The organism is Cylindrospermum stagnale PCC 7417, from assembly GCF_000317535.1.
Lineage (GTDB): Bacteria > Cyanobacteriota > Cyanobacteriia > Cyanobacteriales > Nostocaceae > Cylindrospermum > Cylindrospermum stagnale.
Genome location: NC_019757.1, coordinates 1,840,912 through 1,855,524 on the forward strand (window position 1 = coordinate 1,840,912; position 14,613 = coordinate 1,855,524).

The following is a 14,613-nucleotide window of genomic DNA, read 5'->3' on the forward strand; positions in this document are numbered from 1 at the left end:
GTGATGATATCTTACTAGAGTACTATGACTCCCCTAATTATCCAGCTTACATCTACTATTCCTGTATATAAATATGCCAGAACATAATACAGACATATCAACCATCTCTGCTGCTGCTCCTACGGTCATCTATGATGTGATAGTAGTAGGTGCTGGGCCGATTGGGTTAGCAACTGCCCTTGGCTTACGCCAGCGTGGTATTGAAAATATTTTAGTGATTGATCAAACTCGCGCCTTTCGTCAAGTTGGTCAGGTTTTAGATCTTCTCCCCAATGGATTAAAAGCCCTCAAATATTTAGCTCTTCACGCTTACGAAAACGTCAAAAAAACTGGCTTTGACTTCTTTAATTCCCAGCAGTCAAAAGACGAGAAAACTATTGAACAAAAACCGCCAAAGACTTCACCTGCGTGGGTTACAAAAAACTTCCAGGGACAGACAACTCGCTCAATTCCGCTTGAGTATGATCGCTGGTTCCAAGATTATGGAGAAGGTCGAGTGCCGATTCCTTGGTATGAATTGCAGACCACCCTCAGAGATTTACTTCCTCAAGACTGCGTTAAAGCTAATCACCGTTGTGTCAATGTTGTAGATGAGCCAGAATCTGGGTGTGTGCGGATAGATTGTGTATCTGATAGCAGCATAGAAGCCAACCCCTATGCCTATTGGACAGAAGAAACCCAGCCCCAGAATTCAGACTCTATCTCCCAAAAATCAGCAATAAAATCAATCCGAGCAAAGCTAATTGTTGCCGCCGACGGGATTAACTCCACTGTACGTAGAGTGCTTTACGCCGATAGCCCATACCGCGCTTTTGCACGACCCAAATATTCTGGGTTTACCGCCATAAATTGTCTGGAAATAACCGAGATACCCAAGGAATTAGCGACAGAAATAGCAGAAAAATTCTTTCAGGACTCACGAATTTTGACAGTTAGGAATCAGGAAATATCTGCAAATTCTGGCTGTATGGAAGACCCTAGCATGATTTTATTTTGTGGCCCCAGCGGTCAACTTGGGTACGTCATGCATCTGGCTTTGCCTTTGGACTCGTTACAAGGAAAATCTGGAAGTGCTTTAATTAATTTAGCGATGCCAGAGTTAGAAAAGGCTGGCTTTCCCGATAACCTCAAACAATTAGTCAGTCTATCTCCTCCTGGCAATATGCAGCAGCGTCCGTATTACATTCACCCCGCTACTCTTGCCGATACTCTACGATTTCCTAGCACAGCCAATTCTGAAGGCGATTTTGCGAAAATTCAACCAGCTTGGAGTGTAGGCCGAGTTGTATTGGTTGGTGATGCAGCCCACGGAATGCCCCCTTTCATGGCCCAAGGTGCTAATCAAGGGTTAGAAGATGCTTTAGCAATTGTTACACTAATCGCTAATATTGCAGAGAACGATCAATGGGATAATCAAGAAGCGATCGCCACAGCCTTCGAGAAATATGAGCATATTCGCCGCCCAATGATGGCATATATCCAACAGGCAACATTAACACGCTTTGCCCAGTTGTCAGATAAAGAGTGGCAGGAGTACAACCAAAGGGTATATGGCCGCAATTTTTAAGATGCCCTACGACTGTTACAATGCAGATGTCTAGCAAGCGGCGTTTTGTCTGCCCACGTACATCCAGAAATCGATGAGTAATCAAATCCAGGACTACAACCCCAGCAGCGTCGGTGAAAAAAATGGTAATCTCCTTGGTTTACCTTTTAATTACGAGTCTGCAAACCTGATTGTTTTCGCTGTACCGTGGGAAGTCACTGTTTCCTATGGCGCTGGTACCGCCAACGGGCCGCAGCAAATTTTGGATGCTTCGGTGCAACTGGATTTGTTCGATTTTGATCATCCTGATGGCTGGAAACAGGGAATTTTTTTGGTAGAAATTCCCCAAGATATCTTAGATAAAAATAAATATTATCGCGCCGAAGCTACCAAAATTATTGAACGACTGGCAGAAGGTAAACAACTGACAGATACACCAGATTTAACACCTGTGCTGACAGAAATTAATCAAGCTTGTCAACAGGTGAATCAATGGCTGTTTACCCAGTCTCAAGCAGCAATTAACAATGGTAAACAAGTTGCAGTCATTGGTGGTGATCACAGTTCACCTTTAGGATATTTCCAAGCATTAGCCACTAAATATGCAAATTTTGGCATTTTGCACATAGATGCCCATGCAGACTTACGCGATGCTTATGAGGGATTTGAGTTTTCTCATGGATCAATCATGTTTAATGGGTTAAAAATCCCGCAAATCTCTAAATTAGTGCAAGTAGGAGTGCGGGATATTTGCCATGATGAAGTACAACTAATTAACCAATCAAATAATCGAATTGTGGCTTATTACGATACAGCTATCAAACAAAAACTTTATTCTGGGGCGACTTGGATTGATATCTGTCGAGAAATTATCAGTCATTTACCTGAGTATGTTTACATTAGCTTTGATGCTGATGGTTTAGATCCTAAACTTTGCCCAAGTACAGGTACACCTGTCCCTGGTGGACTGGAATTAGAGCAGACTTTTTGTTTATTTCGGGAGTTGGTAAATAGTGGGAGAAAGATTATAGGTTTTGATCTCTGCGAAGTTGGTGATGCTGAGTGGGATGGGAATGTGGGGGCCAGGATTGTTTATAAGCTGGCGAATTTGCTAGATTTATCGCAGAAACAATTTAGCAATTGATTGCTGATTAAACCCGAAGAACCCCACCCCTTAATCCCCTCTACCACGGGAAAGAGGGGAGATTTTAGCGCCAGCTAAAAGCGACGTGGGGTTCTTGGAAAATGAAAGGTAATTTTCTGAACTTGATGTAATTGGCTGCCTTTAGGCTTCTAGTTAGAGTGGTTTTCATGTGAATGAAATACATATCTTGTAGTTGTATGCAACGTCTCTACACTGTGGTCTAATCAATCGAAAACTGCTGTAATAGCGTTAAGCTAGATAAAATTTAGTTAAATAACAGTGATGTTTTGTCTCAAAGAACACATAGATACTTTTACAAAACAATTTGTTCCATCCCAGCGATTTATTCGTTCGCAAAAATCTACCATTAATAGCAAACAGATACTCCAAACAGAACTGAATAATGCCTCAATTAAAGTTCTGAGTTGGAACATTGCTAAGAAAAATTATGATGAAATTTGGGTGAGAGATTTCTTAAACATTATTCAGCAATACAAACCAGACCTAATATTTTTGCAAGAATTCAACCTAGAGATGGATGCAGACAAGGTTGTAGAATTGATAGATATGAGTTGGAATTTCGCCCCTAATTTTATCGATACTCATGATCAGACTTATTCAGGAATTTTGACGGCGGCTAAAACCAGTCCACTAACCCAAAAATCAATCATCACTAGCCATCATGAACCGATTATTCAAACTCCTAAAGTTTCCCTCATTACCGAGTATCCACTAGCTAATAAAAAACAAACTCTCCTAGCTATCAATAGTCATCTAATCAATTTTGTAAATTTAGACAAATTCCAAACACAATTGCATGAATTACAATTAGCAATATCAGCACATCGTGGACCCCTGATCTTTTCAGGAGATTTCAATACCTGGAGTCAAAAAAGAGCAGATATCCTGGGTAAGGCGGTTACTCAACTGGGGTTAGAACCAGTAGATTTTGCACCCCATGAGAGCAAGAAAATTAAACGGTTTCTGTTATCACCGCCTCTAGACTATATCTTTTACCGAGGACTGTGTGAGAAAAAAGCCGGTGCTAAAGTGCTAGACCAGTTTTTATCGTCCGATCACAGTCCATTACTAGCAGAATTTGCCTATATGGATACCAAAGAGAATTAAAATGCTTGTAGATGGTGGTATTCTCGCTTTTTTTAGCGCAGCTGCGGTTGTGGTTCATATCTTGGGAATTGCTCATGCGGCCCATGCGGTGATGAATGTGCGTTCTTCTCAAGGTGCGATCGCTTGGGGTATATCTTTAGTCACCTTTCCTTGGCTAGCAATTCCATTGTATTGGATTCTCGGCAGGACTAAATTTCATGGATATAGCGAAGCTTTGCGCTCAGTTTATGACCAACATCATCAACTCGTTGGCCAGACTTACAGTGAACTCGCTAAATTTAAGGTGGCACTACCAGACAATTTAGCGCCATTGCAAGCGCTGGCTGAGGCTTTTACAGGCACTTCTTTCACCTCAGGCAATGCGGCTGAATTGCTGATCAATGGCCAGCAGACCTATGCAGCGATGTTAAATGCGATCGCATCAGCAACAGATTATATTCTACTGCAATCCTACATCGTGGCTGATGACCAAGCCGGGAACGAGTTTAAGGATGCTTTGATTACCAAGGCAAAACAAGGAATAAACATCTACTTTCTCTACGATGAAATTGGTTCAAACAAACTATCTCGCTCTTATATTAACTCTCTTCAACAAAATGGAATACAGGCGAGTGCATTCCACACTACCAAAGGCAGAGGCAATCGTCTGCAACTCAATTTTCGCAATCATCGCAAAATTTTGGTAGTGGATGGTGAAACAGCATTTGTCGGTGGTTTGAATATTGGTGATGAATACTTAGGAAAAAATCCCCGCCTCAGTCCTTGGCGTGATACCCACATGATGCTAAAAGGGCCGACTGTCCAAACTTTGCAAGCAACTTTTTTGCAAGATTGGTACTGGGCGAAGCGAAAAGTTCTCGAAGTTAAGTGGCAGGTAAAAGTTAATCACGAATTTAACCAAACCGCATTTATGCTACCTACAGGCCCCGCAGATAAGCTACCAGCTTGTAACCTCTTTTTCGTTAATTCAATTAATCTAGCTCAAACTCGTCTCTGGATTGCCAGCCCTTATTTTGTCCCAGATGAATCAACTTTGTCAGCCTTAAAGTTGGCAGTAATGCGCGGTGTAGATGTGCGAATTATTTTACCGAACCGCGCCGATCATTTACTTGTTTATCTATGTTCTTTCTCGTACTACACCGAGCTAGCAACGATTGGTATCAAGCTATTTCGCTACAGAAGAGGTTTCATGCACCAAAAAATCATCCTCATTGACGATGACATGGCAGGTGTCGGCACTACTAACTTAGATAATCGCTCTTTTTTCCTCAATTTTGAAGTAATGGGCTTTGTAACAGGGCATCGCTTTGTTGAAAGTGTCGAGAAAATGTTAGAAGATGATTTGGCTGTCTCTGTTACTGTTGATTTATCTGAGTACAAAAGAAAACCTTTCTGGTTTAAGTTAGCTGTGAGAATATCTCGGTTAGTCACTCCATTGCTTTAAATTATGCTTTATTTTAAGATGCTGATCGAGAATTGGCAGCTCTTTCAAAATAGGGATTCAACATCCCATTTATCTCTCGAACAATAGGAGAATCTACATTTTTTTCTAACTCCGGTAAAAGTATTTTCTGAACAAATATTTTATCACTCATATTTTCTATTAAAAGATGTTGAGCAGCTTGTTTACATAACCTTTCTAGTGCTTCCTTACCTCGAAAAAGCCTCTTTGCTTTAGCAAAATCTAGCGTATTTGGATTATTTAGACAGGATTGCCAAAATTCTTCTTGTAATTTGTCATCAAGCAGAGATTTTAAATGAATTATATTTGTTTTAGATTCTCTAGCTTTACTAGCTATTTGACTTCTATACCAAGGTTTAATATCTGGTAAAAGCAAAGATGTTGGGTTATCTAAACTAAACCGTAAATTAGATTTTTCCCTAAATCGGAACTTTAAGCATTGAACTAATTCTTGAATAATAGAGGTTTGAAAATACTGTATTAGCCATTCATCTAGTTTTTCTTTTGTTAAAGTATTTGTGGTATTTCTTCTAAACGGCTTATCCTGTGATGTTTTAGTAGGTATCTGATTGAAAAGACTAGCTATCGTTTCCGTTTCATCCAACAAAAAATTTTCCCATTCATGCTTTTGCCAATAAATTATTCTAGCAGCTTTATTTTCAATTAATTTACTATCTGTTTTACCGACTGTTTCATCAACTTGGCTTTGTGTTCTAAAATCTTTATCTGCAATTGCAATTACTGGTATTGTTTTGTGTAAATTACTTGTTCTATATATAATTTTAGCAAGAGAATTAAAGTTTCCACTGCCACCTACCTCAAGCACTTCAAAGTTTATATTAGGTAAAATTGTTTCAGAAATCAGTTTATAGATAACTCGATTGATGAATTGAACTTCGGGGCTATTTGGCTCACCTTCAATTAAGATATACAATAAATCATTCAGAATCTGCATTATTTTTCTTCCAAATTACCCAAGGTTATAATTTCAAAATCATAAAACATTTCTGCCACAGTAGGGGAATGAGTAGTAAATATATATTGATTATTTGAATCATCTTCTCGAAGTACTTGAATTAATCTTTTTTGCCAAGTAGGATGCAGGTGTAGTTCTACTTCGTCGATTAGAACAATAGAATTTTTAGCCGTGTCTGCTGCTAAACCAACCAAAATTCTTAAAATTTGGTGTTCACCTGAACTCATTTGGTATAAATCATATTCTATATTATTTTTTTTGAGAATTAGAGCATCAGATGCAGGCCCAGACTCTAAACCTATTAATTTTGAAGGAAAACAAATTTTATTAAATAATCTTTGTACTCTCTTCCAGTAGGATTCTCCAAATTTATTTTCATTCCAAGTTACGTCTTTTCGATAATACTCATTCAGCCAAGATAGAACATCACTGTGTACCTTTTTTTCGTCTTTTTCACGAGTGATATTTTTGAAAAGTCTAACATTCCGTCTTTGATCTAAGTAACAAACACCACCAATTTTATCAAAAATCTCATGATCTTGAAGATTTAAAGAAACTGCCTCAGATGCTCTTCCTCGTGCCCCTAGAACTTTAATGGAATTATCTGGTTCATATTTGTAGTCATATAAATTTTTCCTGGATGTATTAATGTCTAGATTCTTTGGAAAAGTCCAAATTACTTTAACTGGATTATTTAGAGGTGGTTGATTTGCATTAGATAAATCAAAGTGTTGGCGTAATTCAAGTGAAGAATAAACATTATTTATCGCCTTGGCTTCATCTTTGTCAATTGAATATTCAAACGAAATTTTAGCTATATTTCCTCTACCTCTAACCAATTGCTGAACATTATACTGCAACCCATCCCTTAACGATGGAGTCGCTGGGTTTTCAAAGACTTTGACTACAACATGAATAGCATCTAGAATGGAAGTCTTTCCAGATTGGTTTGGTCCAACAATTAAGCTTATAGGTCTAGGACGAGCAAGATAATCTGTAAAATCTAAAGAGATTTTATTAATAGCTCGAAAGTTTTCTATATCCAATGAGTGTAACTTCATATAGCTGAAAAAATTAACGCTTTCAGTAGAAAGGTGATTAATAATTAATTATCCAGGCATTATCAGACAAAAGTACTTTGTCAGCCCGTTCATTATTTATTATAGCGTGTATACGCGCTATAATCGGCGCGATCGCATCCCGCCCAACAAGCCGCAAAACAACTACCCAACTAGAGTAAAATTAACATCCATCCCCAAATGCCCAACCCTTGACCCCATGTATTGTGATTACCTGGTACAAATCCTGACTGCCCGCGTGTATGATGTTGCCCAGGAAACACCACTGGATTATGCTCCTAACCTCTCCGCACGGCTGAACAATCAAATCCTGCTGAAACGGGAAGATATGCAATCAGTCTTTTCTTTCAAGCTGCGGGGGGCTTATAACAAAATGGCAAACCTGCCAGCAGATTTGCTGTCTCTAGGTGTAATCACTGCCTCCGCTGGTAACCATGCCCAAGGAGTCGCCCTCGGTGCAAGTCGGCTAGGAACGCGAGCAATTATCGTCATGCCGGTCACTACACCCCAGGTAAAGATAGATGCAGTTAGAGCACGGGGGGGAGAGGTGGTATTACATGGCAATACCTTTGATGAAGCTTGTATTCACGCCCGACAACTAGAAGCAGAAAAAGGGCTAACCTTTATACATCCTTTTGATGATCCTTATGTAATTGCCGGACAGGGAACCATCGGGATGGAAATTCTCCGCCAACATCAACAACCCATCCATGCAATCTTTGTGGCTATTGGTGGGGGCGGCTTGATTTCGGGAATTGGGGCTTATGTTAAACGGTTGCGTCCTGATATCAAGATTATCGGCGTTGAACCGGTTGATGCTGATGCGATGTCTCAATCTCTCAAAGCTGGTCATCGGGTGCGCTTGTCTCAGGTGGGGTTATTTGCTGACGGTGTAGCGGTGCGGGAAGTGGGGGAAGAAACCTTCCGCTTATGTCAGCAGTATGTGGATGAAATTATTTTGGTGGATACTGATGCCACCTGTGCCGCGATTAAAGATGTGTTTGAGGATACACGCTCAATTTTAGAACCTGCGGGGGCATTAGCGATCGCCGCTGCAAAAGTCTACGCCGAACGCGAACAAATTCAAGGACAAACCTTAATCGCCGTTGCCTGCGGTGCTAACATGAACTTTGACCGCCTGAGATTTGTGGCAGAACGGGCAGAATTTGGTGAACGTCGGGAAGCGATATTTGCGGTGACAATTCCCGAAGAACAGGGAAGTCTGCGCTTGTTTTGTGAATGTATCGGCGATCGCAATTTAACAGAATTTAACTATCGCATAGCCGACCAACAAGAAGCACATATTTTTGTTGGGGTGCAAATTCAAAACCGGGCTGACGCTGCCAAAATGGTAGCAAACTTTGAAAACGCCGGCTTAAAAACCCTTGATTTAACAGACGACGAACTGACAAAATTGCACCTAAGGCACATGGTAGGCGGACATTCTCCCTTAGCGCACAATGAATTACTCTACCGTTTTGAATTTCCCGAACGTCCCGGTGCATTGATGAAGTTTGTCGCTTCTATGTGTCCTGATTGGAATATCAGCCTATTTCACTACCGCAACAACGGCTCAGACTACGGGCGAATTGTGGTAGGAATGCAAGTTCCGCCCCACGAGATGGAAGAGTGGCAGGCATTTCTCGATACTCTCGGCTATCGCTACTGGGATGAAAGCCAGAATCCTGCATATAAGCTGTTTTTGGGATGATTTTTGATTTCAGGCAAAATCGACCCCTTTGGGGAATTCAAAATTCAAAATTCAAAATTCAAAATTAACATCCCCATAAATAAATTTAGTGCAACGAATCAAACTCAGTGACAGCAGACATATTGAGCACTTTTATGATTTTTTCAATTGTTCTAAATAAACAGCGACGCTCATCATAATTTTGTTATTTTCTTGTTAAGAATAATTACAAGCCTCTTGACACAAGGAAATATTTTTTATGGTAGTTTCACTTGAAGAAAATAAGGCACCACATCAGGTTGTAATCGTTGGTGGTGGTTTTGGTGGACTGTATGCAGCAAAGGCTCTGAATGCAGCGAATGTAAATGTTACTCTCATTGATAAACGCAACTTTCACCTATTTCAGCCGCTTTTATATCAAGTTGCCACAGGTACGCTATCACCTTCTGATATTTCCGCACCATTGCGATCTGTATTCAGCAAAAGCAAGAATACAAAGGTGTTGTTAGGAGAAGTAAAGGATATTGACCCAAAAGCGCAACAAGTAACTTTGGGTGATGAAGTAGTACCTTATGACACATTAATTGTCGCCACAGGTGCTAACCATTCCTATTTTGGTAAAGATAACTGGGAAAAAGTTGCTCCTGGCTTGAAAACTGTAGAAGATGCGATAGAAATGCGTCGCCGGATATTTGGCGCATTTGAAGCAGCAGAAAAAGAAACTGATCCTGAAAAACGCCGGGCTTGGTTGAGTTTTGTGATTGTGGGGGGTGGCCCGACTGGTGTAGAATTAGCAGGTGCGATCGCAGAATTGGCATACAAAACTCTCAAAGAAGATTTCCGCAGCATCGACACCTCAGAAACGAAAATTTTACTATTACAAGGGGGCCCTCGCATCCTCCCACACATGGCGCCAGAGTTATCGGCATCAGCAGCAGTATCTTTGCAAACGTTGGGTGTAGAACTCCACACTCACACCAGGGTGACAAATATTGAAGGTGATATTGTTACTTTCAAGCAAGACAATAAATTTACAGAAATTGCCTCAAAAACTATATTGTGGGCAGCAGGTGTTCAAGGTTCCCCAATGGGGAAAGTCTTAAAAGAAACTACAGGTGTAGAGTGCGATTACTCTGGGCGTGTAATTGTAGAACCTGACTTGTCTATCGAGGGTTATGACAACATTTTCGTAATTGGAGATTTAGCTAACTTCTCCCACCAAGATAGTAAAGTCTTACCTGGTGTTGCACCCGTAGCTAAACAACAAGGAGAGTATGTAGGTAAACTAATTCAACGACGGCTTCAAGGTAAGACTTTGCCACAATTTAATTACAACGATGTGGGTAGTTTGGCGATGATTGGGCAAAATTTAGCTGTTGTAGATTTAGGCTTAATCAAACTCACAGGTTTCATTGCTTGGGCATTTTGGCTATTAGTTCACATCTACTTCTTAATCGAGTTTGACACTAAATTACTAGTAGTATTTCAGTGGGCGTGGAATTATATCACTCGTAATCGTCGCTCTAGATTGATTACAGGTCGAGAAGCTTTTGTAGAAGCAAAAACTGTTAACACTAGCATTAATTAACTGTAGCGAACTGCTTTCCCAGCGGCATTTTTGAAACCACATTAACTGCAAATAAGCTGTGATTCTTAGTGTGATTGGGTTACAGCATTGATGCTGTGGTGGACGTGATGGGGTTAGCGATGACGCTTTTGCTTGATGAGCTAAAATTAGGGCAACGTCGGCTAACCCAAATGGGAAGCGTCGTAACGCGAATGCTGAGGGAAAAGTCCGCTTCAGCATAATTATAGTTCATTTGTTTTAGATATATGATATTTTATTTGATTGAGTAATAAAGCTCCGAAAAATTATCTTCGGAGCTTATTCCCAATTCTGAGTAAGTCACTGTGGAAATAAAGCTACCATCTAAAAAAGGTAAAAACTAACTAAAAACGGTGTTCAAAAATCCGGGAATTAAAGAGTCATAGTATTTGGCAATTTTTCCAAGATTTCAGTGAGTTTGGTCAAAAAATTTTTTTGGCACAATTTAAATTATGAATTTTAAATTTTAAATTTCCCCCCATGTCTACCCAACGCACAATTCAAAGTATCTACACTGATGGCGCTTGCACCGGCAACCCTGGCCCTGGTGGTTGGGCTGTTGTCGTCTACTTTAATGATGGCTCAGTTCACGAAATGGGAGATCGAGCGTCCCATACCACCAATAATAAAATGGAGATGCAGGCGGCGATCGCAGCTCTGCAATTTTTGGAAACATCTGGACAAACTGAACCTATCACCCTTTACACCGATAGCGAATATCTGATTAACTGCGTTACCAAGTGGGTAACAGGCTGGAAAAAGAAAGGTTGGAAAAAGTCAGATGGAAACCCAGTCCAAAACCAAGACCTTTTAGAAACTCTCGACGAACTCAATAGCAAACGAGTAAAATGGCAACACGTCCGGGGACATTCTGGTAACATAGGTAACGAGCGTTGTGATGTAATTGCCCGTTCCTACGCCAGCGGCAAAATCCCATCTCTACAACAATTACCCTCACCTAATACCCATCAAACTTTACCTCCAGCAACAGAAATAAATGTAGCAAAAGTAGCTGGTTCTGACTTACACTCTTCAATAACTCACAAACAAACACAGGAAAGCAGTACTTTTGCACCAGACATAACCTTTATGGAACCATCGACGGCACCGTCTGCGACCACAATTGAAGCACAACCTTCTGAAATCAGGGTTTCACAACTCCGCAATTTAGTTGAAACTCTCCGAATTGCTGACGAAATTGCTGATAAAGGCTACTTAATCACCAGTTCCGAACTAGCAGATTTAATGGATGTCCACGCCAGCGCTGTTACGAGTCGGGGAGACCAATGGCGTTGGCGAAACTGGATAGTTTCGCGGGTAAGACGTGAAGGTAATCAAATTCTCTGGGAATTAGAACGTGGGGATCAAGTAGAGAGCGAGGAATAATCGGCAATAGGCAATGACCAATGACCAATGACTAATGACCAATGACTAATGACCATACTTTCTCCCCCGCCATTCTCGCGGCTGGCGTGCGGCAGATAAGAAGATTCGTAGCACTGCTAAAGGGTCAGCCAAGGGGGAAAGCCAGAACAGCCAACCACCTTTGGCGCTTTGGCGATCATAAGAAGGTGCGATCGCAAATAACAAAGCAAAACGAATTACTAGCAGAAATATATTCAATGCCAATACTAAGAACTGAGGAGATAACGAAGGGACGATAACAGAAGAACTCAAGAGGTAAGCAAGGACAATCAACAGCGGTAAACCCTGAACTGCTGAGAGTAGCCATAAATCTCCCCAAATTTGAGCGCGGGAAGCAGCATCTTTAAGATCGAGACTGCGTCCCCATTCCTTCCATGTATCCATCGCTCCCTCATACATCCGCACCTTCAGCACTTTTGCACCATCCAAAAAGCCCACTTTAAAGCCTTGGGTGGCAATATTTCGTGCCAATGTCACATCATCACAAAAAGAACCCCTAGCACTGCTATAACCATCCACAGCCGCTAAAACAGAGCGCCGACACAAAAAACACTGTCCATTAGCCATCACCCGTTCTGGTTGCTGGGTATTAATCCCAACTGGGTCAAATCGGTAAAGCAGAGTCATCAACAAAGCCGGTTGTAGCCAGCATTCTCCTGGATACTTGAGAATGAATTGGGGAGATAGGGAAACCAAATCATAGTCTTGTGCTTCGGCAGTTTTGAGCAACCCAGCAACCAAACCAAAATCAGGTTGAGTGTCAGCATCCATCCCTAAAAACCACTGACTCGCTTCTGAACTAGACAAAAAGCCGTTATGTAACGCCCAAGGACGTCCCACCCAACCATTCGGTAAAGGGTCATCTGTGATCAGCCGAAAGCGGGGATCTTTCTGCTGTGCGGCTTTGACTAAGTCAGGTGTACCATCTTGGGATTTACTATCAACGACGATAATTTCCCGGACTTCGTAGCTTTGCCGACTTAAGCCAGCCAACAGGGGACTAATCCGCAGCGCCTCGTTCAGTGTAGGAATGACAATACTCACGCTACCCAAAAGTTCTTGGGTTGGCTGTTGGGCTTGGACTGGGGGTTGGCGTCTTGGTCCTTGCAACAGTCGCGAAAGCAAAATCGCCGTTGCTGGTAATTGGATAAGTAGTAATAGAAGAAAAATGGCGCTGATCAAAATAATTAGCAAATAAATATCAAAAATATTAACTGAGGTCTGGGAGGGTGCGGAGTATGCCGCACCTCACATCTCCAGAAGCTACATTAAAGTTGTTGGCTTACTTGAAAGCCACTTTGACACTAGCAACTGAGACTTCTTTGGTTGCTGACTCGACAGCAACAGTCGCTGCTGTACGACCGCCTTTTAACCACAGCAATACAGCAGGTGCTACACCCAGCGCTAACCCTAGCAACACCGGGATGGAGAACCCAGCAGCCAAGCTCATAACTGTAGCAAAACCAAAGTTACCTAAATAAACTACCAAGGGAACGTTGAGTTGCGATCGCTCTAATTCAATTGGCTGGTTTCTCCACAACAGCGCCGACACAGTCATAAACAAGGCGCCAGTACCCATCCAGCCAGCAAAGTTTTGGTAAGGCATACCAAAGAAAGGCCCCGGTTGTTGCCAATACCAGAAGGGTAGAGAAGTTTGACTCATTGCGGGATCAAGCACAAAATCCCAAGAGGTGAGCAGTAAAGCTCCCAAGGCGATCGCCCCAAAGTGACGTAACAAGCTGGGTTTTTTGTCTACTTCTAAACCTGCACGCGCCAGCAGGTAAGAAACGCATCCCACATAAAACCAGGACAAGGGAATTGTAAACGGTACTAAACCTGCAATTTTATAACCCAAGCCGCTGAGGTAGCTGTAGTGACCAAAAGGAAAGCCTGTGCTGGTTCCTAGTAATTCACTGGTTAAAGAAATCAACACCGAAGGCAGCAAAAAGCCCAAAGTGCGACCTAAACCCAACGTCCGGTAAGCATATAGGAAAACGCCTACTGCACCCAAAATCATATAAACTACACCGCCACCAGCCATACTCCACTGCATGGCGGTTTGTCCAACTTCGGATAAGTTCAAAATTACTTCGGCATTAGGTACGACCAGTAGTATGCCTACTAATCCAAACACCATCGACACGATATGACCAATCAGACATACGCGTTCAGCAATAACAAGTTGTCTCATGATATTTCCTTAACAAGATGTGACACGCGGCTACTCTGCTGCTAACAGTTTACAAATCTTTATGAACAAATTTAACCGATTTCTACCGTAATTCTCTGCAAAGTTGTTGAGCTTTTTTGGAGAGAGCTTCACCGCTGATTGATTGGGGCGATAAAAAATATAATGATAGGTTGATAGTTTAAGCCATCTTTAACTCCGTAAATCGTGACGAATCCCACCTCTCTCGACAATCCTGACGATAATTCAGGAGGAGACTACGTTGCTATGAGTGTGAATTGAAGCAAGTGCCTACTACCAAAAGTGGGGTGGGTGAGAAATCGCCAAAAACCAACCGTAGCTCCTTCTAGGGATCATGGTGGTTCTGTT

The 14,613-nt window shown here is 41.6% G+C and carries 11 protein-coding genes; 7 read left to right on the plus strand and 4 right to left on the minus strand.

Annotated features, from left to right (window positions below; translation table 11 throughout):
* Nucleotides 1–73: 73 nt before the first annotated feature.
* The 4 genes from CYLST_RS07530 to cls all read left to right on the plus strand — a co-directional run bounded on the left by CYLST_RS07530 (nucleotide 74) and on the right by cls (nucleotide 5,262).
* On the plus strand, nucleotides 74–1,567 hold the full coding sequence (locus CYLST_RS07530; protein WP_015207110.1) for an FAD-dependent oxidoreductase: 1,494 nt from the start codon (nucleotides 74–76) through the stop codon (nucleotides 1,565–1,567).
* Between the two features lie 73 nt (nucleotides 1,568–1,640).
* Complete coding sequence (gene speB, locus CYLST_RS07535) at nucleotides 1,641–2,690, plus strand: agmatinase SpeB (RefSeq protein WP_015207111.1); 1,050 nt, start codon at nucleotides 1,641–1,643, stop codon at nucleotides 2,688–2,690.
* 282 nt (nucleotides 2,691–2,972) lie between these two features.
* Nucleotides 2,973–3,818, plus strand: a complete 846-nt coding sequence (locus tag CYLST_RS07540; RefSeq protein WP_015207112.1) for an endonuclease/exonuclease/phosphatase family protein — start codon at nucleotides 2,973–2,975, stop codon at nucleotides 3,816–3,818.
* 1 nt (nucleotide 3,819) lies between these two features.
* Nucleotides 3,820–5,262 (plus strand): cardiolipin synthase, encoded by a 1,443-nt coding sequence (gene cls, locus CYLST_RS07545; RefSeq protein WP_015207113.1) that lies wholly within the window; start codon nucleotides 3,820–3,822, stop codon nucleotides 5,260–5,262.
* Between the two features lie 13 nt (nucleotides 5,263–5,275).
* Here the strand turns inward: cls and CYLST_RS07550 are convergent, their stop codons facing one another.
* Together CYLST_RS07550 and CYLST_RS07555 are read right to left on the minus strand one after the other, a co-directional pair.
* Complete coding sequence (locus CYLST_RS07550; protein ID WP_015207114.1) at nucleotides 5,276–6,235, minus strand: hypothetical protein; 960 nt, start codon at nucleotides 6,233–6,235, stop codon at nucleotides 5,276–5,278.
* On the minus strand, nucleotides 6,235–7,317 hold the full coding sequence (locus tag CYLST_RS07555; protein ID WP_015207115.1) for an AAA family ATPase: 1,083 nt from the start codon (nucleotides 7,315–7,317) through the stop codon (nucleotides 6,235–6,237). The genes CYLST_RS07550 and CYLST_RS07555 overlap by 1 nt, the downstream gene beginning before the upstream one ends.
* Before the next feature lie 217 nt (nucleotides 7,318–7,534).
* Here CYLST_RS07555 and ilvA point away from each other — a divergent pair, with 217 nt between their 5' ends.
* From ilvA to rnhA, 3 genes are all read left to right on the plus strand, one after another.
* Nucleotides 7,535–9,046, plus strand: a complete 1,512-nt coding sequence (gene ilvA / locus CYLST_RS07560) for a threonine ammonia-lyase, biosynthetic (RefSeq protein ID WP_015207116.1) — start codon at nucleotides 7,535–7,537, stop codon at nucleotides 9,044–9,046.
* A 238-nt stretch (nucleotides 9,047–9,284) separates the two neighbouring features.
* Entirely contained in the window at nucleotides 9,285–10,613 is a 1,329-nt protein-coding gene (locus CYLST_RS07565; protein ID WP_015207117.1) for an NAD(P)/FAD-dependent oxidoreductase, read from the plus strand.
* 498 nt (nucleotides 10,614–11,111) lie between these two features.
* Nucleotides 11,112–12,017: a ribonuclease HI gene (rnhA, locus tag CYLST_RS07570; RefSeq protein WP_015207118.1), complete on the plus strand. Its 906-nt coding sequence runs from the start codon at nucleotides 11,112–11,114 to the stop codon at nucleotides 12,015–12,017.
* A 45-nt stretch (nucleotides 12,018–12,062) separates the two neighbouring features.
* On the opposite strand, the gene cruG is transcribed toward rnhA, so the two are convergent.
* Nucleotides 12,063–13,250 (minus strand): 2'-O-glycosyltransferase CruG, encoded by a 1,188-nt coding sequence (gene cruG, locus CYLST_RS07575; protein ID WP_015207119.1) that lies wholly within the window; start codon nucleotides 13,248–13,250, stop codon nucleotides 12,063–12,065.
* An 88-nt stretch (nucleotides 13,251–13,338) separates the two neighbouring features.
* Nucleotides 13,339–14,247, minus strand: coding sequence for a gamma-carotene 1'-hydroxylase CruF (cruF, locus tag CYLST_RS07580; protein WP_015207120.1), 909 nt, complete (start codon nucleotides 14,245–14,247; stop codon nucleotides 13,339–13,341).
* Between the last annotated feature and the right edge of the window lie 366 nt (nucleotides 14,248–14,613).

What these genes read in the sequence shown, in the direction of transcription:
- cruF (WP_015207120.1), bottom strand. Translation starts at nt 14,247, where the DNA reads ATGAGACAACTTGTTATTGCTGAACGCGTATGTCTGATTGGTCATATC.
- CYLST_RS07555 (WP_015207115.1), bottom strand. Translation starts at nt 7,317, where the DNA reads ATGAAGTTACACTCATTGGATATAGAAAACTTTCGAGCTATTAATAAA.
- ilvA (WP_015207116.1), top strand. Translation starts at nt 7,535, where the DNA reads ATGTATTGTGATTACCTGGTACAAATCCTGACTGCCCGCGTGTATGAT.
- CYLST_RS07565 (WP_015207117.1), top strand. Translation starts at nt 9,285, where the DNA reads ATGGTAGTTTCACTTGAAGAAAATAAGGCACCACATCAGGTTGTAATC.
- CYLST_RS07550 (WP_015207114.1), bottom strand. Translation starts at nt 6,235, where the DNA reads ATGCAGATTCTGAATGATTTATTGTATATCTTAATTGAAGGTGAGCCA.
- cls (WP_015207113.1), top strand. Translation starts at nt 3,820, where the DNA reads ATGCTTGTAGATGGTGGTATTCTCGCTTTTTTTAGCGCAGCTGCGGTT.
- rnhA (WP_015207118.1), top strand. Translation starts at nt 11,112, where the DNA reads ATGTCTACCCAACGCACAATTCAAAGTATCTACACTGATGGCGCTTGC.
- CYLST_RS07540 (WP_015207112.1), top strand. Translation starts at nt 2,973, where the DNA reads ATGTTTTGTCTCAAAGAACACATAGATACTTTTACAAAACAATTTGTT.
- speB (WP_015207111.1), top strand. Translation starts at nt 1,641, where the DNA reads ATGAGTAATCAAATCCAGGACTACAACCCCAGCAGCGTCGGTGAAAAA.
- CYLST_RS07530 (WP_015207110.1), top strand. Translation starts at nt 74, where the DNA reads ATGCCAGAACATAATACAGACATATCAACCATCTCTGCTGCTGCTCCT.